The following is a 25283-nucleotide window of genomic DNA, read 5'->3' as shown; positions in this document are numbered from 1 at the left end:
GCCCATGACCGACCTCCTTCTCACATTGTTCAGCGCGGCCCTGATCAACAACCTGGTGTTGCATTGGCCGCTGGGCGTCGATCCACTGCTGGCGACCGATGGCAGGCGGCAGGTCCACGCCCTGGGGTTGGCGACGACGTGCCTGATGCTGGTGGTCGGCACCCTGGGCTATCTGCTCGATCACTGGCTGCTGGCGCCGGCCCAACTGACGGCGTTGCGCCTGCTGGTCTGGCTGCCCTTGAGCATATTGCTCATCGCCCCCCTGCTGCGCGGGCTGGCACGTTGGCGGCCGACATGGCCGTTCGACGGCTTGTGGCCATTGCTGCTGGGCAATGCCGGCGTCCTCGGCGTGACGCTGCTCAATGGCGAGGACGACCAGGGCCTGGGCCACGCCGTCGCCCTGAGCCTGGGCGCCGGGCTGGGCTTCTGGCTGGTGCTGGGCCTGTTCGAGGACCTGCGCCAGCGCACCTTCACTCACGCTATTGCCCTGCCCTTTCGCGGGTTGCCGATTCAGTTGATCAGCGCCGGACTGATGGCGGTGGCCTTTCTTGGATTGCGCGGGCTGGTCAAGACATGAGCCTGATTCAACGTATCGACGCGCTGCTGCCGCAAACCCAATGCGGCAAATGTGGGCACCCGGGGTGCAAGCCTTACGCCGAGGGCATTGCCCAGGGCGAGCCGATCAACAAGTGCCCGCCCGGCGGCCAGGAAACCATCGCGGCCCTGGCCGAGCTGATGAAAGTACCCGTGCTGGAATTGGACACCAGCCGCGGCGCGGCCCCGGCGCAAATCGCCTTTATCCGTGAAGCCGAATGCATCGGCTGCACCAAGTGCATCCAGGCCTGCCCGGTGGACGCGATAGTCGGCGCGGCAAAGCTGATGCACACCGTCCTCATCGACGAATGCACCGGCTGCGACCTGTGCGTGGCGCCATGCCCGGTCGATTGCATCGAGATGCGGCCCCTGCCGACGGCAAACGTGCTGCCGATTGTCGGTGGCCTGGCCTCAAGCCTTGAGGAGCACCAGGCCCGCGCGGCCAAGCGCAACCATGCCCGGCGGCGCTTCGAGCAACGCAATGCCCGTTTGCGGCGTGAAGAAGAGCAGCGCCAGGCCGAACGCCTGGCCCGCACCCAACGCGCCGCCCAGGCCCCGGCTCAACCCCAGGCGCTCGACCCGGTTCAAGCCGCGCTGGAACGGGTGCGCGCACAGAAAGCCGCCAACGCCGATGCCGCCTTGAAGAAGGCCAAGGTCGACCTGGCCATGAGTCGGGCGCAATTGAATAAATCCTTGAAGGCCTTCGGCCACCCGCCGACCTTCGAGCAACAATCGCAACTGATCGTGCTGCAGCGCCAGTTCGAAGCGGCCGAGCAGGCCCTGATGCAACTGGAAAGCGCCGCGCCGCAAACCACGCCAGCACCAGCGCCAACCCCGGCACCCGCGCCGAACGCCGACCTGAAACGGGCCAAGATCCAATTGGCCATGCGCCGCGCCGAGCTCAGCAAGGCCCGCGCGGCGGCGGCCTCGGACGACCAGGTGTCGGCACTGGAGCAAGCGGTGAAGGACGCCGAGCGCCAGGTGGACGCCCATGTCGAGCCCTGAGCCCATGGACGAACGACTGCGCCAGGCCATGCAGCGTGTGCTGCTGGCGACGCTGCCGGGGACGCTGGCGCTGCTGTGGTTCCAGGGCTGGGGCATTTTGCTGAACCTGGCGCTGGCGGGGCTCACCGCACTGGCGATCGAAGCCGCAGTACTGCGTCTGCGCCGCCGGCCACTCGCCCCCGAGCTGTTCGATGGCAGCGCGCTGGTCAGCGCCACCCTGCTGGCCCTGGCCTTGCCGGCGTACGGTCCCTGGTGGCTGACCGTCACGGCGGTGGCCTGCGCCCTGCTTTTCGGCAAACACCTGTGGGGGGGCGTCGGCAGCAACCCGTTCAACCCGGCCATGCTCGGTTATGCCCTGGCCTTGGTGGCGTTTCCTGCCCACATGAGTCAATGGCCTGCGCCTCACGCCGTGGGCTTGCTGGAAGGCCTGCAACACGTGTTCGGCACACCGCCCGCAGCCGACGCCTGGGCCGGGGCGACCGCGCTGGACAGCCTGCGAATCAACCGGAGCCTGACCATCGACGAGCTGTTCGCCCACAACCCGGCGTTTGGCCATTTCGGTGGCCGGGGCGCTGAATGGGTCAACCTGGCGTTCCTGGCCGGTGGCCTGTTTCTGCTGCAACAACGGGTGTTCAGTTGGCACGCACCGGTGGGCATGCTGGCCAGCCTGTTCCTCATCAGCCTGATCGGCTGGAACGGCTCAGGCTCCGATTCCCATGGCTCGCCGCTGTTTCATCTGCTCACCGGCGCAACCATGCTCGGGGCGTTCTTCATCGTGACCGAACCGGTCTCGGGCGCCAAGGCGCCATTCGCTCGCTTGCTGTTCGGGGTCGGCGTGGGACTGCTGACTTACACCATACGCACCTGGGGCGGCTACCCCGACGGCGTGGCGTTTGCGGTGTTGCTGATGAACCTTGGCGTCCCCGCGCTGGAGCGTCTGGCCGCTGCACGGCAACGGCGGCAACCGGCATGAACAACCCCGGCGGCGTGGCCCTCCTGATCGCACTGGTTGCCCTCGGCAGCGGCGCCACTTACCTCACGCACCTGAGCACGGCCGGGCGCATCGAGGCGCAGCGACAAGCACAGCAGACCCGCGCCCTGCTCGACGTATTGCCAGTCGAGCGCTACGACAATCAGCCATTGGCGCAGCCGGTGATGACGACCGCCGTGCTCCTGGCCCATAGCTCGTTGCTACAGGCCTACCGGGCCACCCGCGCCGGCCAACCCAGCGCGGTGCTGCTACGCAGCCAGACAACGGGGTATGAAGGCAGCATCGAACTGCTGATCGCAATCGACGTGCAAGGCCGCCTGCTGGGGGTGAAAACTCTGCATCAGTCCGAAACAACCGGACTGGGCGCGGCCATTGCCGGTTGGCCAAATGCCTGGCTGCGAACCTTCACCGGCCAATCACGCCAGCAGACTGACGACAGCGCCTGGGCACTGAAAAAGGACGGCGGACAATTCGACCAATTGGCCGGCGCGACCGTGACCTCCCGAGCCGTGCTGGAGGCGGTTCACGATACGCTGCGTTACTTCGACGAGCACCAGGCTCAACTGACCGGAGTGGTCGTGGATGAATAAGCCATGGGCCCTGACGCGCGGGCTGTTGCTCGTCCCGTTGATCGGCGCGAGCGACTCGCTGGCCGGTGCGCTGGGGGTATGGCTGGCCTGGGCCTTGATCGTCGTTGCGCAAGGTGCGGTGATGGGAAGTGTCCGACATCGCCTGAGCGCGTATGAACGCGTGCTCGCCTGTGCCGTGCTGGCGGCTACCCTGGCCGCTTGTACAGGCTTCGTGCTCCAGGCCTGGGCGCCGGAACCGTACCGGGTGTCGAGCCTTTACCTGGGCTGGATCGCCTTGAGCGGCGTGGTGCTGGAACAACAAGACGCCCTCGTTGAGCGGTGTCTGTCCGCTCGCCTCAGGCTTGCCGGCCTATTCGGCCTCTGGATGCTCGGCCTGGGCGCCCTGCGCGAGCTGATCGCCAGCGCCCTGCCCCTGGCCGCGCTGGCTCCGGGCGGGTTCATCCTGCTCGGCTTGCTGCTGGCGGCCCGCCAGGCCTGGACGGCCGCCAGACCCCATTCACCTACCAAGGACACGCCGCGCCCATGAACGCCGCCAAACGCCTGGAAATATTTCGTCGCCTTCACGAAGACAACCCGGAACCGAAAACCGAACTGGCCTACTCCTCGCCGTTCGAGTTGTTGATCGCGGTGATTCTGTCGGCCCAGTCCACCGATGTCGGCGTCAACAAGGCCACGGCCAAGCTGTTTCCGGTGGCCAATACGCCGGAGGCGATCTACGCCCTGGGCGTCGAAGGGCTGTCCGAGTACATCAAGACCATCGGGCTGTACAACAGCAAGGCCAAGAACGTCATCGAAACCTGTCGCCTGCTGATCGAGCGCCATGGCAGCGAGGTCCCGCAGACCCGCGAAGCCCTGGAAGCGCTTCCGGGCGTCGGCCGCAAGACCGCCAACGTGGTGCTCAATACCGCGTTCCGGCAACTGACCATGGCGGTCGACACGCACATCTTCCGCGTCAGCAACCGCACCGGGTTGGCGCCCGGCAAGAACGTGGTGGAAGTGGAGAACAAGCTGATGAAGTTCGTGCCCAAGGCGTTCCTCTTGGATTCCCACCACTGGCTCATTCTTCATGGGCGCTACGTGTGTCTGGCACGCAAGCCCCGCTGCGGTAGCTGTCGGATCGAAGATTTATGCGAATACAAGCACAAGACCTCCGACGATTGAGGCGCTATTGGTTTTATTGATCTGTCGATTGAAAAAATCTTTTTTACCCGCCCGTGGTTTATCGATATAAGGAGCGCCAATGGCAGTCTTAGCCTGGAGTCGAACCCATGAGTACTGGCAAAGAACAACTGGATGTAGAAGACGAATTCATCGCCGTTGAGTCCGACGACGCGGAACCCGTGGTCGTGGAAGTGGCGAAAACCAACCTGAGCAAACGCCGCACCATTGATAATCTGCTGGAAGAACGCCGCTTGCAGAAGCAGTTGGCCGATTACGACTTTGACCTTTGACCGCTTGCTCCCAAACACCTAAAAGCCTCCCCGATGGAGGCTTTTTTATTGGCTATGGGTGACCGCCAGACTCACACCAACCCATTGCGTTGCGCCAGCTCGATCAGATCGACCAGCGAACGCGCATTGAGCTTCAACAATAAACGCGTCTTGTAGGTACTGACCGTCTTGTTGCTCAGAAACATCCCATCGGCAATTTCCTTATTGGTTTTTCCGCGCGCCAGTTGTTGCAGGACCATCATTTCCCGTCCGGACAAACGATCGACCATGTCCGATTCGCTGGCGTTACCCAGGCTGGAGCGCACGGTATGCAGCGCCTGGTTGGGAAAATAACTGTAGCCGGACAATACGGCCTTGATCGCACTCAGCAACTCGGTCAGGTCCTGTTGCTTGCACACATACCCGGCCGCTCCCGTCTGCATGCAGCGCATGGAGAAGTGCCCAGGCGACTGGGACGTCAGCACCAAGACTTTCATCGCTGAGGGAATGGCGCTCAGGCGGGCAATAACCTCCAGGCCATCCAACTTCGGAATACCGATATCGAGAATGACGATATCGGGCATAAGTTCTCGCGCAAGTTGCAACGCATCGACGCCGTTATCCGTTTCGGCCACAACTTCATAACCATGACGCTCCATCAGCAGACGTACAGCAAGACGAATGACGGGGTGATCATCCACGATCAGCACTTTATTCATGGGCAAATCCAACTTCGCTGTTCGAATTTTTAGAGCACGCACAATAGCCTAGTCATTTCTACCTTGGCATGCCGCCCCCCCCTGGCCGCTCGCAGCGAAAGACGAAACCTACAAGCTATACAGAAAAATCCTACAAATTCACCCAAAAAAAATGTGTCATGAATTTTTCGACGGCCCGCAAGCGACCTTTCTTAACCTCCCGCTAACCTGTGGACAAATCGTATTACGCCACGCTTTCACCCTCAGGCCGGTGGTGCGAGGCATGTGGCTAATAGGATCGATAAAGTCTTGATTAAATAGCCTCGCATCGAAGTGCCAGGCGCGTTCAATATAAAAAAACAGAAATAAAGGCAGCGTCCATTCACACCTTGCCAGCGCCGCGGTATTGGACTAGTTATTAATAACCCTATCCGTCAACTGACTCACCGAGCATATTGTATGAGCAAACCACATGAACAAACCCTTGAAGACCATTACCAACCCCATGACCCTCATCGCTGTATTCGCCACGCTGTCGGAAACCTCTGCGGCTATCTCCCTGCCGTTTCTGGATGATGACGATCGCGAATACTATCTTTGGTTTCTGATCAGTTTTCCGTTTTATCTGTTATTGCTGTTTTTCACCACGCTGAACTTCAACTACCGCTCGTTGTATTCACCTTCCGACTTTCCCAAGGGCAAACATTTCCTCAAGACCCTGGATGATTCACCCGGCCGGCGTAAACGGATGTTGCGCCGGACAAACAAACACCAGGCGTTGCCGAAACAATGTCATCGCCCCAGACGCAAGCAGCAGCGCCCCGGGTGCGTGGTGTGCGGGCAATCGCAACGCACACGGTCCAAACACGACAGGCAAGCCACCCGCATCATCGTCTACGTCATTTACCGGGGCGCAGGCGAGGCCACGGCCGGGCAGGATGGATAATCCCTGCACAAAAAAAGGAGCCCACAAAAAAACGGCCTGCGCAGGGCAGGCCGTTTTTTTAAACAGGCAGGGTCAGAACAGCTTGCGACCCTTGTTCGCCGCAATGCGCATGCGCAGGGCGTTGAGCTTGATGAAGCCGGCCGCGTCGGCCTGGTTGTAGGCACCGCCGTCTTCTTCGAAGGTCGCGATGTTGGCATCGAACAGCGAGTCGTCGGACTTGCGCCCGGTCACGATCACATTGCCCTTGTACAGCTTCAGGCGCACGACACCGTTCACGTTGACCTGGGAAGCATCGATCATCTGTTGCAGCATCAGACGCTCAGGGCTCCACCAGTAGCCGGTGTAGATCAGGCTGGCGTACTTGGGCATCAGCTCATCCTTGAGGTGAGCGACTTCACGGTCCAGGGTGATCGATTCGATGGCGCGGTGGGCACGCAGCATGATGGTGCCGCCCGGGGTTTCGTAGCAACCACGGGACTTCATGCCGACGTAGCGGTTCTCGACGATGTCCAGACGGCCGATGCCGTGCTCGCCACCGATGCGGTTGAGGGTCGCCAGCACGGTGGCCGGGCTCATTTCCACGCCGTCCAAGGCGACGATATCGCCATTGCGGTAGGTCAGTTCCAGGTATTGCGGGGTATCCGGGGCCTTCTCCGGGGAGACGGTCCAGCGCCACATGTCTTCTTCGTGCTCGGTCCAAGTGTCTTCCAGCACGCCACCTTCATAGGAGATGTGCAGCAGGTTGGCGTCCATCGAGTACGGCGACTTTTTCTTGCCGTGACGCTCGATCGGGATCGCGTGCTTCTCGGCGTAGTCCATCAGCTTTTCACGGGACAGCAGGTCCCATTCGCGCCACGGGGCGATGACTTTAACGCCTGGCTTGAGGGCGTAGGCGCCCAGTTCGAAACGAACCTGGTCGTTGCCTTTGCCGGTGGCGCCGTGGGAAATGGCGTCGGCGCCGGTTTCGTTGGCGATTTCGATCAGGCGCTTGGCGATCAGCGGACGGGCGATGGAGGTACCCAGCAGGTACTCACCTTCGTAGACGGTGTTGGCGCGGAACATCGGGAACACGAAGTCGCGGACGAACTCTTCGCGCAGGTCATCGATGTAGATCTCTTTGACGCCCATGGCCTGAGCCTTGGCGCGTGCAGGCTCGACTTCTTCGCCCTGCCCCAGGTCAGCGGTGAAGGTCACCACTTCGCAGTTATAAGTGTCCTGCAGCCACTTGAGGATCACCGAAGTGTCCAGGCCGCCGGAATACGCCAGAACGACCTTGTTTACGTCCGCCATGCCATCACTCCACGAGTTCTACGGAAAGCCGTGAAGTCTAACGTCCAGCGCGAATAATTTACAGGGGCGCGACAGCTTATGACGACGAAGCGACAGATTATGTCGAACGCGCGACGACCACGAGGGATCAGGACGTGCGCGCAGTGGCCCCGGCAGGCGCCTTGGCTGGCGCGGCGGCGGGAGCCGGAACCTTGGCCGGCGCGGCGGCCGGTGCGGGTGGCGCAGGTGCCGGTTGCACAGCCGGCGCCGGTGCTGGTGTCGGTGCCTGGGCAGGCTCTACACGCGCCAGTTGCACGACCACGCGACGGTTCTTGGCCCGGTTGGCGGCGGTGGTGTTGGGCGCCAGAGGATAACGCTCACCATGGAAGCGCACGGTGATCTGCGACTCCTGGAAACCGTTGGCCTTGAAGAACTCCTGCACCGCCAGGGCCCGGCGACGCGACAGTTCACGGTTGGTCAGGCGGTTGCCGCTGTTGTCGGAGTGACCGTCAAGCTCGACATGATTGACGCTCGGATCGGCCTTGATGAAGTCGAGCATCACCTGCAGTTGCGCCTTGGCACGGGCATCGAGCTCGATGGACTCGCCGGGAAACGCGATCTGGGTCTGCTTGATCTGTTCGAAGTTCTTTGGCAACAGTTTGGCCACGCAGCCTTGATAGTCATTGAAGGCCTTGTTGAAGCGCACCGGCAGCAAGCGGACTTCCGAGACGCGCCCGTCCTCGCTGTTGCGGCGCACCACCGGGCTGCGACCTTCCATCAGCCCGCTGATCAGTCGCCCGGCCTGAACCTGGGAACTGTTGAACAGCACGTCGCCGCTGCCGATCCTCACCGAACCCAGGTTGATGTCGCCGCGTCCCGGCTGCCAGGGTGAGGCCGCCGCCAGCAAGGTGGCGGAGCCGCCGCCCAGCATTGGGTTGTAGGCCTTGAGACGGAACGTGGCCTGTTCGCCCGCCCGGCGCACGAATTCGCCGCTGCCGAAATCGGTGATCGGCTGGCTCAGCCGGCACTCGAACTTGTCGCCTTCGACCGTCCACTCAATGCTCTCCAGACGGGTCTGGAAAGTGAGCGCCATCGCGGGAAGGCTGGCAAACACACTGAGCAAGGCTAGATAACGCTGGCGCACGGGAGGCTCCACTGGCTTTATTACAAAGTTCGACACCTACTGAGAGTCTGACGCAGGTCCCAGGCACCCCACGGATTCGTGGCACACCTGTAGGGGCTATCGGTCGCCGGCGCCAGAACTTGATAGCGGGTGCCTGAATCGGTCTTTTCCGGTAGCATTCCCCAGAGTTTGACCCGCCTGGAAGCCCCCCAATGTCCGACCGCCTGACCCTGCTGCGTCCCGACGACTGGCATATTCATCTTCGCGATGGTGCTGTGTTGACCCATACCGTCGCCGATGTCGCGCGCACCTTCGGGCGCGCAATCATCATGCCTAACCTGGTTCCGCCGGTGCGCAACGCCGCCGAGGCCGATGGCTATCGCCAGCGCATCCTCGCGGCGCGCCCGGCTGGCAGCCGCTTCGAACCGCTGATGGTGCTGTACCTCACCGACCGCACCCAGCCCGAAGAGATCCGTGACGCCAAGGCCAGTGGCTTTGTCCACGCCGCCAAACTGTACCCGGCCGGCGCGACCACCAACTCGGACTCCGGCGTCACCCGCATCGACACGATCTTCCCGGTGCTGGAGGCCATGGCCGAAGTCGGCATGCCGCTGCTGATCCACGGTGAAGTGACCCGCGGCGACATCGACGTCTTCGACCGCGAGAAAATCTTCATCGACGAGCACATGCGCCGCGTCGTGGAACGCTTCCCGACCCTCAAGGTGGTGTTCGAACACATCACCACCGGCGACGCCGTGCAGTTCGTCAACGAAGCCCCGGCCAACGTGGGCGCGACCATTACCGCGCATCACCTGCTGTACAACCGCAACCACATGCTGGTGGGCGGGATCCGGCCGCACTTCTATTGCCTGCCGATCCTCAAGCGCAACACTCATCAGCAAGCCTTGCTCGACGCCGCCACCAGCGGCAGCGCCAAGTTCTTCCTCGGCACGGACTCGGCGCCCCACGCCCGCCACGCCAAGGAAGCCGCCTGCGGTTGCGCCGGCTGCTACACCGCGTACGCTGCCATCGAGATGTATGCCGAGGCATTCGAGCAGCGCAATGCGCTGGACAAGCTCGAAGGCTTCGCCAGCCTGCACGGCCCGCGCTTCTACGGCCTGCCGGCGAACACCGATCGCATTACCCTGGTCCGCGACGAATGGACCGCCCCCGTCAGCCTGCCGTTCGGCGAGCAGACCGTCATCCCGCTGCGCGCCGGTGAAAAACTGCGCTGGCGCCTGCTGGAGGAAAACGCGTGAGTGAAGATCATTTCGACGACGAACTGGACGGCAATGGTGGTTCGGGCGGTGCCCGCCACCCGATGGCAGCCCGGTTCCGCGGCTACCTGCCGGTTGTCGTCGACGTAGAGACCGGCGGCTTCAACTCCGCCACCGATGCCCTGCTGGAAATCGCCGCGACGACCATCGGCATGGATGAAAAAGGCTTCGTGTTCCCGGACCACACCTATTTCTTCCGCGTCGAACCGTTCGAAGGTGCCAACATCGAAGCGGCGGCCCTGGAGTTCACCGGGATCAAGCTTGATCACCCGTTGCGCATGGCCGTCAGCGAAGAAACGGCCCTGACCGACATCTTCCGCGGCGTACGCAAGGCGTTGAAGGCCAACGGTTGCAAGCGCGCGATCCTGGTGGGGCATAACAGCAGCTTCGACCTGGGCTTCCTCAATGCCGCCGTCGCGCGCCTGGACATGAAGCGCAATCCGTTCCACCCGTTCTCCAGTTTCGACACGGCCACCCTCGCCGGCCTGGCGTACGGCCAGACCGTCCTGGCAAAGGCCTGCCAAGCCGCCGACATCGACTTCGATGGCCGCGAGGCCCACTCGGCCCGCTACGACACCGAGAAGACCGCCGAGCTGTTCTGCGGCATCGTCAATCGGTGGAAGGAGATGGGTGGCTGGCAGGATTTCGACGACTGACTATCCGCCTGGCTCTTTGTGGCGAGGGAGCTTGCTCCCGCTGGGTGGAGCAGCCGCCCCAGGATTGTGTGAGTGCTACGCACTCAAGCGGGAGCAAGCTCCCTCGCCACGGAGCCCGTGTTCTGCTTTGGAACACCCAAAAAAAACCGGCCCATCGAGGGCCGGTTTTTTTATGCCGGGTTCGCTTACAGCTTGTCGCTGTGCTCGCCCAGGTAAGCGGCAACGCCTTCAGGCGATGCAGTCATGCCCTTGTCGCCTTTCTTCCAGTTGGCCGGGCAGACTTCGCCGTGCTCTTCGTGGAATTGCAGAGCGTCGACCAGACGGATCAGCTCTTCCATGTTACGGCCCAGCGGCAGGTCGTTGATGATCTGCGAACGAACCACGCCTTTGTCGTCGATCAGGAACGCACCACGGAAAGCCACGCCACCTTCGGACTCAACGTCATAGGCCTTGGCGATCTCGTGCTTCATGTCGGCAGCCATGGTGTATTTCACCTGGCCGATACCGCCATTGTTGATCGGGGTGTTGCGCCAGGCGTTGTGGGTGAAGTGCGAGTCGATCGAGACAGCGATCACTTCGACGTTGCGCGCCTTGAAGTCGTCCATGCGGTGATCCAGCGCGATCAGCTCGGACGGGCAGACGAAGGTGAAGTCCAGTGGGTAGAAGAACACCAGGCCGTATTTGCCTTTGATGGCCGAGGACAGGGTGAAGCTGTCGACGATTTCGCCGTTGCCGAGGACGGCTGGAACGGTGAAGTCAGGGGCTTGTTTGCCTACGAGTACGCTCATTGGATATCTCCTGGTGTAGTAACGTGAAAACAAGGTCCGGGCCAGCCTGTCACCCTCAGGCGACAGCCCTGTGACACGAACCCGCTTTGCAAGGACCGACCATCATACACCGGGCATTTGGACTGTCTTCAACGGTTTTTCCGCGACATTGAAAAATCAATGTTTCGCCTCATGATCGTGCAATGATCCTCGCGCAGAACCGTTCGTCAGGCAGGCACCGCTCTGGCCCGAGGGTTTCAGAAACCACTTTGACAATCATTCTCGTTAACATTAAGATCCGTCTCAATTGAGTCACAACCAGCGACGGTTCTCACTTATGTATGTATGCCTCTGCACTGGCGTCACCGACGGACAAATCCGCGAAGCAATCTACGAAGGTTGCTGCAGCTATCGCGAAGTCCGTCAGGCCACCGGCGTAGCCAGCCAATGCGGCAAATGTGCCTGCCTGGCCAAGGAAGTGGTACGTGAAACCCTCGCCAAGGTGCAGACGGCACAAGCCGCCATTCCCTACCCGGTAGAATTTACCGCCGCGTAATAAACAGCACTTCAAGGAACCGGACACCATGTCCGGTTTTTTTATGCCTGTAAATCAATTGGTTAGCGTCAAGACGCGGAACACAAACATTCTTATTCCGATTAATTTTCATTTATTATTCAATAACTTAGGTTTGACACTGGTCAATACGCGGCTCAAACTCTGCGCCATACACAGCTATTACAGGGCAGGCCTCATCATGAAAGGCGACATTACAGTCATCCAGCATCTCAACAAGATCCTTGCCAATGAACTGGTCGCGATCAACCAATACTTCCTGCATGCGCGCATGTACGAAGATTGGGGCCTGAACAAGCTGGGCAAGCACGAGTATCACGAGTCCATCGACGAGATGAAGCACGCGGACAAGCTGATCAAGCGCATCCTGTTTCTCGAAGGCCTGCCGAACGTCCAGGACCTGGGCAAGCTGCACATCGGTGAACACACCCAGGAAATGCTGGAGTGCGACCTGCGCATCGAGCGCACCGGCCACGCCGACCTGAAAGCCGCCATCGCCCATTGTGAAAGCGTTGGCGACTTCGGTAGCCGCGAACTGCTGGAAGACATCCTCGAATCCGAGGAAGAGCACATCGACTGGCTGGAAACCCAGTTGGGCCTGATCGATAAAGTGGGTCTTGAGAACTACCTGCAATCGCAGATGGGCGAAGAATAACGTTCCCCGCCAATGAGCCACTAAAAAGCCCCGCCCTCTTTTGAGAGGCGGGGCTTTTTATTGCCTGGATTCCCAGGCATGCCAAATCCAATGTGGGAGCGGGCTTGCTCGCGAAAACGCCAGATCAGATAAACAAACGCTGACTGATCCTCCGCATTCGCGAGCAAGCCCGCTCCCACATGGTCCTTGTCCAACCACAATAGGTACGGCAAACATGGACCATCGTAAATCAGGCTTCGCTCTTCTTCTCCGCAGCGGCTCGCACAGCGGCCTTGATCGTATCCTGCAGCGAACCGTCAGCCGCCATCTCGATCATGATGTCGCTGCCGCCAATCAACTCGCCACCCACCCACAGTTGCGGGAAGGTAGGCCAGTTGGCGTACTTCGGCAGGTTGGCACGAATTTCCGGGTTCTGCAGGATGTCTACGTAGGCGAACTTCTCGCCACATGCCATCACCGCCTGGGCAGCCTTGGCCGAGAAGCCGCATTGCGGAGCATTCGGCGCGCCTTTCATGTAGAGCAGGACGGTGTTGTTGGCAATCTGGTCTTTGATCGTTTCGATGATATCCATGGAGCACCTCGGCTTGAACTTCTGCGACTTAAGTCGTCGACACGGTGACGCATTGTAACGGAAAGCCGAGCACGCTGTCCCAGGGACAAATTCACGCAGCCGCGACCTTCACCGGTACGCCATTGAGTGCCGCGTTGCCGGACAACTCATCCAACTGGCACTCATCCGTCAGGTCGTTGGCACTGGAGCCCGGCTGGCCGCTGGCGATGCTCATCTGCACGCCTGGCCGGGCATGACCCCAACCGTGTGGCAGGCTGACCACGCCTTTCATCATGTCCGCGCTGCCCTGGACTTCCACTTCGATGGTGCCCACCCGGGAGCTGACCTTCACCCGCTGGCCATCGACCAGGCTGCGGCTGGCCAGGTCATCCGGGTGCATCAGCAGTTGATGACGGGGCTTGCCTTTGACCAGCCGATGGAAGTTGTGCATCCACGAATTATTGCTGCGCACATGACGACGGCCAATCATCAGCAACTCGTCCGGTGCGGGTGCCTGCACGGCGGCAAAGCGCTCGATATCGGCCAGGATCACGGCCGGCGCGGCCTGCACGCGCTGGTTTTCGGTCTTCAGCCGTCCCGCCAGGTTGGGCTTGAGCGCACCCAGGTCGATGCCATGGGGGTGATCGAACAGCGTTGCCAGGGACAGCTTGTGTGGCGACGCATCGCCATACGCCCCCGCCCGCAAGCCGAAATCGATCATTTGCGCCGGCGGCAGGGTGGGCTTGAGTTCCTTGCCGGTCCTGGCGGCGAAGGCCTTGGCCAGGCCGACGAAAATTTCCCAATCGTGCAACGCGCCTTCGGGCTTGGGCAGGATCGCCCGGTTGAAACGGGTCACGTTGCGCACCGCGAACACATTGAACGTGGTGTCGTAATGGTCGTTTTCCAGCGCCGACGTCGAGGGCAGGATCAGGTCCGCGTACCGCGTGGTTTCGTTGATGTACAAGTCGACGCTGACCATGAACTCCAGGCCGTCGAGCGCCTGCTCCAGTTGACGCCCGTTCGGCGTGGACAACACCGGGTTGCCGGCCACGGTGACCAGCGCACGCACCTGGCCCTCTCCTTCGGTGAGCATCTCTTCGGCCAGGGCTGACACCGGCAACTCCCCGGCGTACTCGGGGCGCCCGGACACCCGGCTCTGCCAGCGATTGAAATGCCCGCCCGACGTGGTCGCCACCAGATCCACCGCAGGCTCGGTGCACAAGGCCCCGCCCACGCGGTCAAGGTTGCCGGTGACCAGGTTGATCACCTGGATCAGCCACTGGCACAGCGTACCGAAGGCCTGGGTCGAAACGCCCATCCGCCCATAGCAGACCGCTGATGGCGCGGCGGCGAAGTCCCGGGCCAACTGCCGGATCTGCGCCGCCGGCACCGCACAGAGCGGGCTCATCGCTTGCGCCGTGAACCGCTCGACGGCTTCACGCACCCGATGAAGGTCGTCCACCGGCAGATGGCTGTCGCGGGTCAGGCCTTCATCGAACAAGGTATTGAGCAAGCCCAGCAGTAACGCAGCGTCGCCACCGGGGCGTACGAAGACATGTTGGTCGGCAATGGCGGCCGTCTCGCTGCGGCGTGGATCGACCACCACCACCTTGCCGCCACGGGCCTGGATGGCCTTGAGGCGTTTTTCCACGTCCGGCACGGTCATGATGCTGCCGTTGGACGCCAGCGGGTTGCCGCCCAGGATCAGCATGAAATCGGTGTGGTCGATGTCCGGGATCGGGATCAGCAAGCCATGGCCGTACATCAGGTGGCTGGTCAAGTGATGGGGCAATTGGTCTACCGACGTCGCCGAGAAACGGCTGCGGGTCTTCAACAGGCCGAGGAAATAGTTGCTGTGGGTCATCAGCCCGTAATTGTGCACGCTGGGGTTGCCCTGGTAGACCGCCACCGCGTTCTGGCCATGACGTGCCTGGATGTCCGCCAGGCGCTCGGCGACCAGGGCGAAGGCCGCGTCCCAGGCAATGGGCTGCCATTCGTTGCCGACCCGCTGCATGGGCTGGCGCAAGCGGTCCGGATCATTCTGGATATCCTGCAGGGCCACCGCCTTGGGGCAGATATGACCCCGGCTGAAGCTGTCCAGCGCATCCCCCTTGATCGAGGTGATCGCCAGGCCCTGGCCTTCGGTTTCGGTGGTTTCGAGGGTCAAGCCACAAATGGCTTCGCACAGATGGCACGCACGGTGGTGAAGAGTCTTGGTCATGGCCAGCCTCTGTTTTATTCGTAGCGGGCACTGTCGGCCGCGGGAACAAAACTATGGCGCGTGATCCCCGGCGGCGCCAGCGACGTTCGTCCTGTGAATTGGCGGGCATCAGGCCCGCCGATGAAGTGCCGTCAAGACCGGTCAGGCGGCGGTGCCAGCAACTGGATCTCCTCGACGGTTTCCACCAGCTCCTGGGTGACCGGGTCGCCGGTCAACTCGCCAATCAGCCGCCAGTGTTCATCGATGCCGCCGCTGATGGTGGCCATGCGATCGATCATTCGACGGGCCGCGGCCTTGGTTACCTCATCCTCGCTGCGCAGCAACTCGAATGACATGGACGTCACCGAAGCGGTCAGGTGCGTCAGCGTGCGTGCCGTCAGCCCTAGCAATTCCATCAGTTGCTGCTCTTTCGAATCCATTTCGGGGCTCCTGTGTCACGCGGGGTTCATTTATAACCCAGGCCCTTGCATTAGGAAATGTTTCACAGCCACCGGTGGGCAGGTGGGCACCTGCCCGGGGCGGCGAAACCCTCTTGCGGGTCGCCCAAGCCCCGCCCCGCTTGATTGCCAAGCAACGCGACGGCAGTGTACAAAGAGGCGCTGCTGTCAGGAAAACGGCCCCCAACCCGCCATTGCAACCTCGGCGATGGCATCGCTGAATCCCCAAAAACCGTAGCCCTATTGGTAAGACGCGACATTTAATGTCAATATCGCGCCTTCCCCTATTTTCGTCGCCCCGTGCGGCTTTTGCCGCAGGTCTCGCCCGTTGTCCCTGAACAAGGCTTTGAGCATCTGCGGTCAGTAACAAAAAAAAGGTAGTCAATCATGAGCGCAAGGCACTTTCTCTCCCTGATGGATTTCACGCCCGAAGAGTTGCTCGGCGTGATCCGTCGAGGCGTGGAGCTCAAGGACCTGCGTAACCGCGGCGTACTGTTCGAGCCCTTGAAAAACCGTGTGCTGGGGATGATCTTCGAGAAGTCATCGACCCGCACCCGCATCTCTTTCGAAGCTGGCATGATCCAACTCGGCGGCCAGGCGATCTTCCTGTCGCCGCGCGACACCCAACTGGGCCGTGGCGAACCCATCAGCGATTGCGCCATCGTCATGTCGAGCATGCTGGATGCGGTGATGATCCGCACCTTTGCCCACAGCACCCTGACCGAGTTCGCGGCCCATTCCCGCGTGCCGGTGATCAACGGCCTGTCCGATGACCTGCACCCCTGCCAACTGCTGGCCGACATGCAGACCTTCCTCGAGCACCGTGGCTCGATCCAGGGCAAGACAGTGGCCTGGATCGGCGATGGCAACAACATGTGCAACAGCTATATAGAAGCGGCGATGCAATTCGACTTCCAACTGCGCATTGCCTGCCCCGAAGGCTACGACCCCGACGCCAGGCTGGTCGCCAAGGCCGGGGACCGAGTGACAATTGTCCGTGATCCGAAACTGGCCGTGGCCGGCGCGCACCTGGTGAGCACCGACGTCTGGACCTCCATGGGCCAGGAAGAAGAAACCGCCAAGCGCCTGGAGCTGTTCGCGCCACTGCAGGTCAACCGCGCCCTGCTCGACCTGGCGGATGCCGACGTGCTGTTCATGCATTGCCTGCCGGCCCACCGTGGCGAAGAAATCAGCGTCGACCTGCTGGACGACCCGCGCTCGGTGGCCTGGGACCAGGCAGAGAACCGCCTTCATGCACAGAAGGCCCTGCTTGAGTTCCTGGTCGAGCCGGCGTACCGCCACGCATGAGCCAGCCCCTGCTGCTGAATCTGCACAACCTGGCGTGTGGTTACCAGGGCCAACGGGTTGTGCAGAACCTCAACCTGCACCTCAATGCCGGTGACATCGGTTGCCTGCTCGGTTCGTCTGGCTGCGGCAAGACCACCACGTTGCGGGCCATTGCCGGTTTCGAGCCGGTGCACGAAGGCGAGATCCAACTGGCCGGGCAAACCCTCTCCCGCGCCGGTTTCACCCTAGCCCCGGAAAAACGCCGCATTGGCATGGTGTTCCAGGACTATGCGTTGTTCCCTCATCTGAGTGTGAGCGAGAACATTGCCTTTGGCATTCGCAAGCATCCGAACAAGGCGCGGGTAGTGGAGGAACTGCTGGAGCTGGTGAACCTGAAGAACCTTGGCGGGCGTTTTCCCCATGAGCTCTCCGGCGGCCAGCAACAGCGCGTCGCCCTGGCCCGAGCGCTGGCGCCCGAGCCGCAGTTGCTGTTGCTCGACGAACCGTTCTCCAACCTCGACGGCGAGTTGCGACGCAAGCTCAGCCATGAGGTCCGGGACATCCTCAAGGCCCGCGGCACCAGCGCGATCCTGGTCACCCACGATCAGGAAGAAGCGTTCGCCGTGAGCGACCATGTCGGGGTGTTCAAGGAAGGTCGACTGGAACAGTGGGACACGCCCTACAACCTCTATCACGAACCCCTGACGCCCTTCGTGGCCAGCTTCATCGGACAGGGTTACTTCATCCGTGGCCGCCTCGAAAGCCCCGAGTCGGTGCAGACCGAGCTGGGCATCCTGCGCGGTAACCGGGCCTACACCTGGCCGATTGGCGCCGCGGTGGACGCATTGCTGCGACCGGACGACATCGTCTACGCCCCGGACAGCCCGCTCACCGCCCAGATCGTCGACAAGACATTCCTGGGCGCATCGACCTTGTATCGCCTGCAATTGCCGACGGGCGCCCAACTGGAGTCGATCTTCCCGAGCCATGCCGACCATCAGGTCGGTGCCCGCGTCGGTATCCGCGTGGCGGCAGAGCACCTGGTGCTGTTCCAGGCCTCGGGCAGCACGGCGGCGCATCTGCCTGCGGTGGAAAGCGGCGTGCGGCGGTACAGCGCAGCCCATTGATCATCGATTGTCCGGATGGCTTTGTGGCAAGGGAGTTTGCTCCCTCGCCACGCAAGCGCCTTCGCTCTGATCAGCCCAGTGTCAGGGTCCCGCTGGCCACCAACCTCGCGTCGCCGCCAATCCTCACCCGCTCCCCTTCCAGCCGGCAGAACAGGGCCCCGCCCCGGGCCGAACACTGGTAGGCCGTCAGCCCTCGCTTGCCCAGGCGCTTGGACCAGTAGGGAATCAGGCTGCAATGGGTCGAACCGGTCACCGGGTCTTCGTTGATGCCGATCGCCGGGGCGAAATAGCGCGAGACGAAATCATGCTTGCTGCCCGGCGCAGTCACGATTGCACCCGGCCAAGGCAATTTTGCCAGCGCGGCCATGTCCGGCTTGCAATCGAGCACCGCCTGCTCCGACTCCAGCACGACGAACAGCTCGTTGGAGCTCAGCACGTCCACCGCTTCGACGTTCAGCGCGCTCTGGACCGCCAGGGACACGCCCAGCTCGGTAGGCACGATGGCCGGAAAGTCCAGCCATAAGCGGCCCTGGTCGCGGGTGACGCTCAATGGACCGGACCGGCAAGTGAACTCCAGGCGCTCTGCGGTTTCGTGGTAGACCTCGAACAGCACATGGGCACTGGCCAGCGTCGCGTGGCCGCACAGCGGGACTTCCGTGGTGGGCGTGAACCAGCGGATATGCCACTGCTGGCCTTCACGCACCACAAACGCGGTTTCCGCCAGGTTGTGCTCGGCGGCGATCTTCTGCATCAAATCATCGGCGAGCCAGGCGTCGAGCCGATAGACCATCGCCGGATTGCCGCCAAACGGGCGGTCACTGAACGCATCGACCTGATGAAACGCAAGCTGCATGGCCCTTCTCCTTTTTATTGATGCGCCAGCATGAAGGGCGGCAACGGTGGTATCCAGTGACAGATCAGCAGTATTTTCACCCTACACCGCATGCAACCCTGACAAGCAGGCTAGCCTCCGCTTGGACGCTGTGCCCATCCTGGATTCAGGCGCGGCCGATCTCGGCGAACTTCGCCCCGGTGTGTTCTGCCAGCACCGAAGGCGCCAGCTCCACTTCCAGCCCGCGCCTGCCGGCACTGACGAAGATGCTGTCGAAGTGTTCAGCAGAGGTATCGATGAACGTGCGCAAGCGCTTCTTCTGCCCCAGCGGGCTGATGCCGCCAAGCAAATACCCGGTCGAACGCTGTGCCGCCGCCGGGTCGGCCATCTCCACTTTCTTCACGCCTGCCGCGTGGGCCAGGCCTTTCAGGTCCAGGCTGCCTGCCACCGGCACAACCGCCACCAGCAACTCACCTTTTTCACTGGCGGCCAGCAATGTCTTGAACACTTGGGCCGGCTCCAGTCCGAGTTTTTCCGCCGCTTCCAGGCCGTAGGACGCTGCCTTGGGGTCGTGTTCATAACTGTGGATACGATGTTCGGCGCGCACTTTCTTCAACAGATCCAACGCGGGGGTCATGACCGCTCCTGAAAGGGAAATCAAAAAGAGTGGATGGATTCTAAGCCATCACTGGCCAAAAGGCTGTGGGCCGCAGTGTCGCTGTCGATGAGGGCTTGGCAAAGAAGCAGACATTCACGCCACGAATAGTTGAAATGTGACCGACGGTTCACTTTCGACCTTTGACACCAGCGTTTCTTGTCTATATTTTTTCGAAACTGAAAGCCATAACGCCTGTCTCAAGCAACAACCCGAGGCCAAGGACTGCATCCTGCCTCGGCGGAAATCGCGCTGTAGAGCTTGCTCGAACGCGCCCGGAAAAAAACAAAAACCGAGGTTCGAATGACCATTGCTTCACAACAGCCGTCCCTTTCCAGCCAATGCCTGGCCGAATTCCTGGGGACAGCGCTATTGATCTTCTTCGGGACCGGTTGCGTTGCAGCGCTCAAGGTCGCGGGTGCGAGTTTCGGCTTGTGGGAAATCAGCATCATCTGGGGCGTCGGCGTCAGCATGGCGATCTACCTCAGCGCAGGCATCTCCGGCGCGCACCTGAACCCTGCCGTCAGCGTCGCCCTGTGCCTCTTCACTGACTTCGAAAAGCGCAAGCTGCCCTTCTATATCATCTGCCAGGTCGCCGGCGCCTTCTGCGGCGCGTTGCTGGTGTACACGCTGTACAGCAACCTGTTCTTCGATTTCGAACAGTCGCGACACATGATCCGTGGCACCGAGGCAAGCCTCGAACTGGCGTCGGTATTCTCCACTTATCCACACCCGGCCCTCTCCACTGGCCAGGCCTTCGTGGTGGAAATGATCATCACTGCCATCCTGATGGGGGTGATCATGTCCCTCACCGATGATAACAATGGCTTGCCCCGCGGCCCGCTGGCGCCGTTGTTGATCGGCCTGTTGATTGCGGTGATCGGCAGTTCGATGGGGCCGTTGACCGGCTTCGCGATGAACCCGGCTCGGGACTTCGGCCCTAAACTGATGACTTTCGTCACAGGCTGGGGTGAAATTTCCCTCACCGGTGGGCGCGACATCCCATACTTCCTGGTTCCGATTTTTGCACCGCTGTTGGGTGCATGCCTGGGTGCTGCGGCCTATCGCGGGCTGATTGCCCGCCATCTGCCCAGCACCACGACAGCTATAAAGGATGCAGAACCGGCCATTGACGGCAAGCCCAGAACATCCTGAAAACAGTCGGCGCACGCTCCTGCCCGTTCGAGCGTGCGCCATGGCCTCAGCCCTTATTTTCGTCCCAAGGCAATCGACATGACCGACCTCCAGAACAAGAACTACATCATTGCCCTCGACCAGGGTACGACCAGCTCGCGCGCGATCATTTTCGACCGTGACGCCAACGTGGTCTGCATCGCCCAGCGCGAATTCGCCCAGCATTACCCCCAGGCCGGCTGGGTCGAACACGACCCGATGGAAATCTTCGCCACCCAGAGCGGCGTGATGGTCGAAGCCCTGGCCCAGGCCGGCCTGCACCATGACCAGGTGGCTGCCATCGGCATCACCAACCAGCGCGAGACGACAGTAGTCTGGGACAAGACCACCGGCCGGCCGATCTACAACGCCGTCGTCTGGCAATGCCGTCGCAGCACTGAAATCTGCCAGCAGCTCAAGCGCGACGGCCACGAGCAATACATCAGCGACACCACCGGCCTGGTGACCGACCCGTACTTCTCCGGCACCAAGCTCAAGTGGATCCTGGACAACGTCGAAGGCAGCCGCGAGCGTGCCCGCAACGGTGAATTGCTGTTCGGCACCGTCGACAGCTGGCTCATCTGGAAATTCACCGGCGGCAAGGTCCACGTCACCGACTACACCAACGCCTCGCGCACCATGCTCTTCAACATCCATACGCTGGAGTGGGATGCGAAGATGCTCGAGATCCTCGACATCCCCCGGGAAATGCTCCCGGAAGTGAAGTCGTCCTCAGAGATCTATGGCCGCACCAAGAGTGGCATTGCCATCGGCGGTATCGCCGGCGACCAGCAGGCCGCCCTTTTCGGCCAGATGTGCGTGGAGCCGGGCCAGGCGAAAAACACCTACGGCACCGGCTGCTTCCTGCTGATGAACACCGGGAACAAGGCGGTCAAGTCCAATCACGGCATGCTCACCACCATCGGTTGCGGCCCACGCGGCGAGGTCGCCTACGCTCTCGAAGGCGCGGTGTTCAATGGCGGCTCCACGGTGCAGTGGTTGCGCGATGAGCTGAAAATCATCAACGACGCCCTGGACACCGAATACTTCGCCAACAAGGTCAAGGACAGCAACGGCGTGTACCTGGTGCCAGCCTTCACCGGCCTGGGCGCGCCGTACTGGGACCCCTATGCCCGGGGCGCGCTGTTTGGCCTGACCCGGGGCGTGCGGGTCGATCACATCATCCGTGCGGCGCTGGAGTCCATCGCCTACCAGACGCGCGATGTGCTCGACGCCATGCAACAGGACTCCGGCGAGCGTCTCAAGGCCCTGCGTGTGGACGGCGGCGCGGTGGCGAACAACTTCCTGATGCAGTTCCAGGCCGACATTCTGGGTACGCGGGTCGAGCGTCCGAAGATGCGGGAAACCACCGCTTTGGGCGCGGCCTACCTGGCCGGCCTGGCGTGCGGTTTCTGGGGCAGCCTGGAAGAGCTGCGCGGCAAGGCAGTGATCGAGCGCGAGTTCGAACCGCAACTGGACGAACCGGCGAAGGAAAAACTCTACGCTGGCTGGCAGAAAGCGGTCAGCCGCACCCGCGACTGGGAACCCCACGAAGACGCCGAATAAGCCGACCCTGAGCAACACCTGGGTCTGAACTGGTCGGGAGCAGATTCCTGCGGCATCATGGGCATATTTCGGCAGCCCAAAGGACGCCCATGAATCTGCCTCCCCGTCAGCAGCAAATCCTCGAGCTGGTCCGCGAACGCGGCTACGTCAGCATCGAGGAAATGGCGCAGTTGTTCGTTGTAACCCCGCAAACCATCCGCCGTGACATCAATCAACTGGCGGAAGCCAACCTGTTGCGCCGCTACCACGGCGGCGCCGCCTACGATTCCAGCGTGGAAAACACCGCCTACGCCATGCGCGCCGACCAGATGCGCGACGAGAAGCAGCGCATCGCCGAAGCCATTGCCGCCCAGATCCCCGATCACGCCTCGCTGTTCATCAACATCGGCACCACCACCGAATCCATCGCCCGGGCACTGCTCAATCACAACCACTTGAAGGTCATCACCAACAACCTGCACGTGGCATCGATCCTCAGTGCCAAGGACGATTTCGAAGTCCTGGTCGCCGGCGGCAACGTGCGACGAGACGGTGGCGTAGTGGGCCAGGCCAGCGTCGATTTCATCAACCAGTTCAAGGTCGATTTCGCCTTGGTGGGCATCAGCGGCATCGATGAGGATGGCAGCCTGCTGGATTTCGATTACCAGGAAGTGCGAGTGTCCCAGGCGATCATCGCCAACGCCCGGCAAGTGCTGCTGGCGGCCGACTCCAGCAAGTTCGGGCGCAATGCCATGGTTCGCCTGGGCCCGATCAGCCTCATCGACTGCCTGGTGACCGACCAGCAACCGGTGCCAGCCCTGGTGCAACTGCTGAACCAGCACAAGATTCGGCTGGAAGTGGTTTAACCCCTTCCCAAATACCTGTGGCGAGGGAGCTTGCTCCCGCTGGGTGGCGAAGCCGCCCCAGAAGAGCTGACGCGATCTTTCCGGCACACCGCGCCAGCCGGTCTTACGACTGCTTCGCAGCCGAGCTAGAGCACACTCCCTCGCCACAAAAGCACTTCGCCTAACTCCTTTTTGTTCGAAAATTTTCCTTTCAGCTTCCCTTGATCAGTTTTTTCAATCGAAATCGACTGGCCGTTGCTGCTCTTATGGGCTAGTATTTTCGCAAATGAACATTAATGTTCGAATTCAAAAATTACGAAAAAAGCCCGAGGCCAGCCGATGCCCACTTCTACCTTGCCTACGCCCCCTCTCGCCGAAGTTTACGATGTCGCCGTCATTGGCGGCGGTATCAACGGCGTGGGGATTGCCGCGGACGCTGCCGGTCGCGGTCTCTCGGTGTTCCTTTGCGAAAAGGACGATCTGGCCAGCCACACGTCGTCGGCCAGCAGTAAATTGATTCATGGCGGCCTGCGCTACCTCGAACATTACGAGTTCCGCCTGGTGCGCGAGGCGCTGGCCGAACGCGAGGTGCTGCTGGCCAAGGCGCCGCACATCGTCAAGCAGATGCGCTTCGTGCTGCCCCACCGCCCGCACTTGCGTCCGGCCTGGATGATTCGCGCCGGCCTGTTCCTCTACGATCACCTCGGCAAGCGTGAACAGCTCGCCGGCTCCAAGAGCTTGAAATTCGGCGCCGACAGCGCGCTGAAAAGCGAGATCACCAAAGGCTTCGAGTACTCCGACTGCTGGGTCGACGACGCCCGATTGGTAGTGCTCAACGCCATGGCTGCTCGGGAAAAAGGCGCCCATATCCACACCCGCACCCGTTGTGTGAACGCCCGTCGCAGCAAAGGCCTGTGGCACCTGCACCTGGAACGTGCCGACGGCAGCCTGTTTTCGATTCGCGCCAAGGCACTGGTGAATGCCGCTGGCCCGTGGGTGGCCAAGTTCATTCGCGATGACCTGAAGATGGAATCGCCCTACGGCATTCGTCTGATCCAGGGCAGCCACCTGATCGTGCCGAAACTCTATGAAGGCGAACATGCGCATATTCTTCAAAACGAAGACCAACGCATCGTGTTCACCATTCCGTACCTGAACCAGTTCACCCTGATCGGCACCACCGATCGCGAATACACCGGCGATCCGGCCAAAGTGGCCATCACTGAAGGTGAAACCGATTACCTGCTGAAAGTGGTCAACGCCCACTTCAAGAAACAGATCAGCCGCGACGACATCCTGCACAGCTATTCCGGCGTGCGTCCGCTGTGCAACGACGAATCCGACAACCCTTCGGCCGTGACCCGGGACTATACCCTGGCGCTCTCCGGCGGCGGTGAAGAAGCCCCGTTGCTCTCGGTGTTCGGCGGCAAGCTGACCACCTACCGCAAGCTGGCCGAGTCGGCCATGGCGCAACTGGCGCCGTACTTCACCCAGATGCGCCCGAGCTGGACCGCCGTCGCCACGCTTCCTGGCGGCGAGAACATGACCACCCCGCAAGCGTTGTGCTCGGCCATCCGCGACAAGTTCGACTGGCTGCCCACCGACATCGCCCGGCGCTGGGCCACCACCTATGGCAGCCGCACCTGGCGCATGCTGGAAGGCGTGCAGACGCTCGCCGACCTGGGCGAACACCTCGGCGGCGGCCTCTATACCCGCGAAGTCGACTACCTATGCAGCGATGAGTGGGCCGTCGACGCCCAGGACATCCTTTGGCGTCGTAGCAAGCTGGGCCTGTTCACCACTGCGGCCGAACAGCAAAAGCTTCAGCAGTACCTAGAAAAGGTCGAGCACAACCGCCGCAAAATCGAAGCGGCCTGAAGGCAAGACTGCCTGACCCAAGCCCCTGAATCGTGCGATTCAGGGGCTTTTTATTACCTCAAACCCACCACTGCCCCCTTGTGGGAGCGGGCTTGCTCGCGAAAGCGGTGTGTCATTCAACACATGTATCGGATGACACACCGCTTTCGCGAGCAAGC

At 61.6% G+C, this 25283-nt stretch carries 26 protein-coding genes and 1 pseudogene; 18 read left to right on the top strand and 9 right to left on the bottom strand.

What is annotated here, in order from left to right; genetic code table 11:
• The first annotated feature begins 4 nt into the window (after positions 1-4).
• From AD664_RS16965 to AD664_RS16935, 7 genes are all read left to right on the top strand, one after another.
• Positions 5-577 carry an Rnf-Nqr domain containing protein gene (locus AD664_RS16965; RefSeq protein WP_053148066.1) on the top strand — a complete coding sequence of 191 codons (573 nt, stop codon included), beginning with the start codon at positions 5-7 and terminating at the stop codon, positions 575-577.
• Positions 574-1599, top strand: coding sequence for an electron transport complex subunit RsxB (rsxB, locus tag AD664_RS16960; protein WP_053148064.1), 1026 nt, complete (start codon positions 574-576; stop codon positions 1597-1599). Before AD664_RS16965 ends, rsxB begins: the two co-directional genes overlap by 4 nt.
• Positions 1586-2572: an RnfABCDGE type electron transport complex subunit D gene (locus AD664_RS16955; RefSeq protein ID WP_053148062.1), complete on the top strand. Its 987-nt coding sequence runs from the start codon at positions 1586-1588 to the stop codon at positions 2570-2572. Before rsxB ends, AD664_RS16955 begins: the two co-directional genes overlap by 14 nt.
• On the top strand, positions 2569-3180 hold the full coding sequence (locus AD664_RS16950; RefSeq protein WP_053148060.1) for an RnfABCDGE type electron transport complex subunit G: 612 nt from the start codon (positions 2569-2571) through the stop codon (positions 3178-3180). The genes AD664_RS16955 and AD664_RS16950 overlap by 4 nt, the downstream gene beginning before the upstream one ends.
• On the top strand, positions 3173-3706 hold the full coding sequence (locus AD664_RS16945) for an Rnf-Nqr domain containing protein (protein WP_053148058.1): 534 nt from the start codon (positions 3173-3175) through the stop codon (positions 3704-3706). Before AD664_RS16950 ends, AD664_RS16945 begins: the two co-directional genes overlap by 8 nt.
• Positions 3703-4341: an endonuclease III gene (nth, locus tag AD664_RS16940; protein WP_053148056.1), complete on the top strand. Its 639-nt coding sequence runs from the start codon at positions 3703-3705 to the stop codon at positions 4339-4341. The genes AD664_RS16945 and nth overlap by 4 nt, the downstream gene beginning before the upstream one ends.
• A 107-nt stretch (positions 4342-4448) precedes the next feature.
• On the top strand, positions 4449-4631 hold the full coding sequence (locus AD664_RS16935) for a PA3496 family putative envelope integrity protein (RefSeq protein WP_042729354.1): 183 nt from the start codon (positions 4449-4451) through the stop codon (positions 4629-4631).
• Between the two features lie 71 nt (positions 4632-4702).
• On the opposite strand, the gene AD664_RS16930 is transcribed toward AD664_RS16935, so the two are convergent.
• Complete coding sequence (locus AD664_RS16930; protein WP_042729353.1) at positions 4703-5329, bottom strand: response regulator transcription factor; 627 nt, start codon at positions 5327-5329, stop codon at positions 4703-4705.
• A 451-nt stretch (positions 5330-5780) separates the two neighbouring features.
• Between AD664_RS16930 and AD664_RS27680 the strand changes: the two are divergent.
• Positions 5781-6038, top strand: a pseudogene (locus tag AD664_RS27680) (hypothetical protein); the annotation flags it as partial.
• Between the two features lie 288 nt (positions 6039-6326).
• Here the strand turns inward: AD664_RS27680 and AD664_RS16920 are convergent.
• Together AD664_RS16920 and AD664_RS16915 are read right to left on the bottom strand one after the other, a co-directional pair.
• On the bottom strand, positions 6327-7544 hold the full coding sequence (locus AD664_RS16920) for an argininosuccinate synthase (protein WP_024779511.1): 1218 nt from the start codon (positions 7542-7544) through the stop codon (positions 6327-6329).
• A 127-nt stretch (positions 7545-7671) separates the two neighbouring features.
• Positions 7672-8667 (bottom strand): OmpA family protein, encoded by a 996-nt coding sequence (locus tag AD664_RS16915; protein WP_053148052.1) that lies wholly within the window; start codon positions 8665-8667, stop codon positions 7672-7674.
• Between the two features lie 191 nt (positions 8668-8858).
• Between AD664_RS16915 and pyrC the strand changes: the two genes are divergently transcribed.
• Together pyrC and rnt are read left to right on the top strand one after the other, a co-directional pair.
• On the top strand, positions 8859-9905 hold the full coding sequence (gene pyrC / locus AD664_RS16910) for a dihydroorotase (RefSeq protein ID WP_053148050.1): 1047 nt from the start codon (positions 8859-8861) through the stop codon (positions 9903-9905).
• On the top strand, positions 9902-10579 hold the full coding sequence (gene rnt, locus AD664_RS16905; RefSeq protein WP_039591753.1) for a ribonuclease T: 678 nt from the start codon (positions 9902-9904) through the stop codon (positions 10577-10579). Before pyrC ends, rnt begins: the two co-directional genes overlap by 4 nt.
• Positions 10580-10764: 185 nt before the next feature.
• On the opposite strand, the gene AD664_RS16900 is transcribed toward rnt, so the two are convergent.
• Positions 10765-11367, bottom strand: coding sequence for a peroxiredoxin (locus AD664_RS16900; protein ID WP_042729349.1), 603 nt, complete (start codon positions 11365-11367; stop codon positions 10765-10767).
• Positions 11368-11683: 316 nt separating this feature from the next.
• On the opposite strand from AD664_RS16900, the gene AD664_RS16895 reads away from it, so the two are divergent.
• Both AD664_RS16895 and bfr read left to right on the top strand, forming a co-directional pair.
• Positions 11684-11902, top strand: a complete 219-nt coding sequence (locus AD664_RS16895; protein ID WP_042729348.1) for a bacterioferritin-associated ferredoxin — start codon at positions 11684-11686, stop codon at positions 11900-11902.
• Positions 11903-12101: 199 nt separating this feature from the next.
• Positions 12102-12575: a bacterioferritin gene (gene bfr, locus AD664_RS16890; protein ID WP_042729347.1), complete on the top strand. Its 474-nt coding sequence runs from the start codon at positions 12102-12104 to the stop codon at positions 12573-12575.
• Between the two features lie 229 nt (positions 12576-12804).
• Here bfr and grxD read toward each other — a convergent pair whose 3' ends face one another.
• The 3 genes from grxD to AD664_RS16875 form a co-directional block, all read right to left on the bottom strand.
• Entirely contained in the window at positions 12805-13146 is a 342-nt protein-coding gene (gene grxD, locus AD664_RS16885; protein WP_053148048.1) for a Grx4 family monothiol glutaredoxin, read from the bottom strand.
• A gap of 91 nt (positions 13147-13237) precedes the next feature.
• Positions 13238-15346: a molybdopterin oxidoreductase family protein gene (locus AD664_RS16880; protein ID WP_042730402.1), complete on the bottom strand. Its 2109-nt coding sequence runs from the start codon at positions 15344-15346 to the stop codon at positions 13238-13240.
• A gap of 131 nt (positions 15347-15477) precedes the next feature.
• Positions 15478-15765 carry a hypothetical protein gene (locus tag AD664_RS16875; RefSeq protein WP_053148046.1) on the bottom strand — a complete coding sequence of 96 codons (288 nt, stop codon included), beginning with the start codon at positions 15763-15765 and terminating at the stop codon, positions 15478-15480.
• A 405-nt stretch (positions 15766-16170) separates the two neighbouring features.
• Between AD664_RS16875 and argF the strand changes: the two genes are divergently transcribed.
• Together argF and AD664_RS16865 are read left to right on the top strand one after the other, a co-directional pair.
• Positions 16171-17091, top strand: coding sequence for an ornithine carbamoyltransferase (gene argF / locus AD664_RS16870; protein ID WP_053148044.1), 921 nt, complete (start codon positions 16171-16173; stop codon positions 17089-17091).
• On the top strand, positions 17088-18197 hold the full coding sequence (locus AD664_RS16865) for an ABC transporter ATP-binding protein (protein WP_053148041.1): 1110 nt from the start codon (positions 17088-17090) through the stop codon (positions 18195-18197). The genes argF and AD664_RS16865 overlap by 4 nt, the downstream gene beginning before the upstream one ends.
• Before the next feature lie 70 nt (positions 18198-18267).
• Here AD664_RS16865 and AD664_RS16860 read toward each other — a convergent pair whose 3' ends face one another.
• Together AD664_RS16860 and ybaK are read right to left on the bottom strand one after the other, a co-directional pair.
• Positions 18268-19050 (bottom strand): PhzF family phenazine biosynthesis protein, encoded by a 783-nt coding sequence (locus tag AD664_RS16860; RefSeq protein WP_042730398.1) that lies wholly within the window; start codon positions 19048-19050, stop codon positions 18268-18270.
• Between the two features lie 145 nt (positions 19051-19195).
• Positions 19196-19666, bottom strand: coding sequence for a Cys-tRNA(Pro) deacylase (gene ybaK / locus AD664_RS16855; RefSeq protein WP_053148038.1), 471 nt, complete (start codon positions 19664-19666; stop codon positions 19196-19198).
• A 321-nt stretch (positions 19667-19987) separates the two neighbouring features.
• Between ybaK and AD664_RS16850 the strand changes: the two genes are divergently transcribed.
• The 4 genes from AD664_RS16850 to glpD all read left to right on the top strand — a co-directional run bounded on the left by AD664_RS16850 (position 19988) and on the right by glpD (position 25125).
• Positions 19988-20839, top strand: coding sequence for an MIP/aquaporin family protein (locus tag AD664_RS16850; protein ID WP_042730396.1), 852 nt, complete (start codon positions 19988-19990; stop codon positions 20837-20839).
• A 78-nt stretch (positions 20840-20917) separates the two neighbouring features.
• Positions 20918-22423: a glycerol kinase GlpK gene (glpK, locus tag AD664_RS16845; RefSeq protein WP_042730395.1), complete on the top strand. Its 1506-nt coding sequence runs from the start codon at positions 20918-20920 to the stop codon at positions 22421-22423.
• A gap of 89 nt (positions 22424-22512) precedes the next feature.
• The gene (locus AD664_RS16840; RefSeq protein ID WP_053148036.1) at positions 22513-23268 is read left to right on the top strand and encodes a DeoR/GlpR family transcriptional regulator; all 756 of its coding nucleotides are present in this window, start codon (positions 22513-22515) and stop codon (positions 23266-23268) included.
• A 318-nt stretch (positions 23269-23586) separates the two neighbouring features.
• The gene (gene glpD, locus AD664_RS16835) at positions 23587-25125 is read left to right on the top strand and encodes a glycerol-3-phosphate dehydrogenase (RefSeq protein WP_053148034.1); all 1539 of its coding nucleotides are present in this window, start codon (positions 23587-23589) and stop codon (positions 25123-25125) included.
• Positions 25126-25283: the final 158 nt, after the last annotated feature.

Origin of the sequence: Pseudomonas sp. P97.38 (assembly GCF_001269745.1) — a bacterium.
Classification (GTDB): Bacteria; Pseudomonadota; Gammaproteobacteria; order Pseudomonadales; family Pseudomonadaceae; genus Aquipseudomonas; species Aquipseudomonas chlororaphis_E.
This window is presented reverse-complemented; position numbering and strand designations above follow the sequence as displayed.